Origin of the sequence: Mycobacterium sp. E796 (assembly GCF_001672815.1) — a bacterium.
GTDB lineage: Bacteria > Actinomycetota > Actinomycetes > Mycobacteriales > Mycobacteriaceae > Mycobacterium.
The window spans coordinates 1-1948 of record NZ_LZKK01000296.1 but is presented as its reverse complement, the minus strand read 5'-3'; the positions used below and the strand labels follow the sequence as shown (position 1 = coordinate 1948).

Here is a 1948-nt window from a genome sequence, read left to right as displayed (position 1 = left end):
CATCGGGACGTCGTGCTCGCGCTCGTAGTCCTGAATCAGCTTGCGGAACAGGTCGATTCCCGGGGCGGCGAGAGCGTCGGTGATGGAGTCGGCGAACTTCGCCACCCGTTGTGCGTTGACGTCTTCGACGGTGGGCAGCTCGGACTCGGTGAGCGTTTGCCGGGTGGCCTTTTCGATCGCCTTGAGCAGGTGGCGTTCACGCGGGGACACGAACAGCACCGCGGTTCCGCTGCGCCCGGCCCGCCCGGTGCGCCCGATACGGTGCACGTAGGACTCGGTGTCGTGTGGGATGTCGTAGTTCAGGACGTGCGAAATGCGTTCGACATCAAGGCCCCTGGCCGCCACGTCGGTGGCAACCAGGATGTCGAGGCTTCCGTTCTTCAGCGCGGCGATGGTCCGCTCGCGCTGCGCCTGCGGGATGTCGCCGTTGATGGCGGCGGCGGAAAAGCCTCGGGCCCGCAGCTTTTCGGCGACCTCCTCGGTGGCCTGCTTGGTGCGCACGAACACGATCATCGCCTCGAACGGCTCCACTTCGAGCAGGCGGGTGAGCGCGTCCATCTTGCGGGGGCCGGCGACCTGGATGTAGCGCTGCGAAATGTTCTGCGCCGTGGCGGTTTTCGACTTGGTGGTGATTTCCACCGGGTCGTGCAGGTATTTGGTGGTGAGCTTACGGATCGCCGGCGGCATGGTCGCCGAGAACAGCGCGACCTGTTTGTATTCTGGCGTTTCGGACAGGATGCGTTCGACGTCCTCGGCGAAGCCCATGGTGAGCATCTCGTCGGCCTCGTCGAGCACGAGGTAGTCGAGGTGGGATAGGTCCAGCGTGCCGCGTTCCAGGTGGTCGATGACCCGGCCGGGCGTGCCGACCACCACCTGCGCGCCGCGCCGCAGCCCGGCCAGCTGCACACCGTACGACGAGCCGCCGTAGATCGGTAGCACGTGGATCTTGGGCAGGTGGGTGCCGTAGCGGCTGAACGCCTCGGCCACCTGCAGGGCCAGCTCACGAGTGGGCGCGAGCACCAGCGCCTGCGTCGCGGTGCTCTTGGCGTCGATCTTGGACAGGATCGGTATCGCGAACGCCGCCGTCTTGCCGGTGCCCGTCTGCGCCAGTCCGACAACGTCGGATCCGGCTAGCAGCGGCGGGATCGTCGCCGCCTGGATGGCGGTCGGGGTTTCGTAGCCGACGTCGGCGGTCGCCTTCAGGACCGCAGGGTGAATCTGCAGGTCCGCGAACGTGGGAGAGGCAGCCTCGGGCGGGCTGTCCGGGAGGGTCATCGTGTCAAGAGTCTAGTGGCGATCGCGAGCCCAGCGAAGCTGGGCGCTGCGGGTCGCCACCATCGGGACTAGTGGCGATCGCGAGCCCAGCGAAGCTGGGCGCTGCGGGTCACGGCCGCGCCTGCTGCACCGGCTGGGTAGGTGCCGGTACGGTTTGGCGATGTGTGCTCGCTACCCTGCCGCGCGATGACGGGCGTAGCCGTTCTCGCGTCGGCCTCCGTTGCTTTGACCGGTTGCGGTTCGGGAGATTCCACGGTCGCCAAGACGCCGCAGGCCACCACGACGACGTCGACCGCGTCCATCACCGCCCCCGCGACGCCGATCCCCACGTCCGGCGTCGCCGCACCGCCCAGTGGCGCGGCGCCGGCCGACCCGTGTGCGGTCAACCTGGCCTCGCCCACCATCGCGAAGGTGGTGTCCGAGCTACCAAAGGACCCGCGCAGCCAGCAGCCGTGGAATCCGGAACCGGTGGCCGGCAACTACAACGAGTGCGCCCAGCTCTCGGCGGTGATCATCAAGGCCAACACCAACGCGGTCAACCCGACGACGCGGGCGGTGCTGTTCCACCTGGGCCAGTTCATCCCGCAGGGCGTGCCGGACACCTACGGGTTCAATGGCATCGACGCGGCCCAAACCACCGGCGACACAGTCGCTTTGACCTATCCCGGCGGCG

2 protein-coding genes are annotated in these 1948 nt (G+C 67.9%); one reads left to right on the top strand and one right to left on the bottom strand.

Annotation, left to right across the window (positions count from 1 at the left end):
- On the bottom strand, window positions 1-1275 hold a 1275-nt coding region (locus A5706_RS22715; protein ID WP_068135639.1), incomplete at its 3' end, for a DEAD/DEAH box helicase.
- A 186-nt stretch (window positions 1276-1461) separates the two neighbouring features.
- Here A5706_RS22715 and A5706_RS22710 point away from each other — a divergent pair.
- A partial coding sequence (locus A5706_RS22710; protein ID WP_068135636.1) for an LppP/LprE family lipoprotein occupies window positions 1462-1948 on the top strand: 487 nt, incomplete at its 3' end.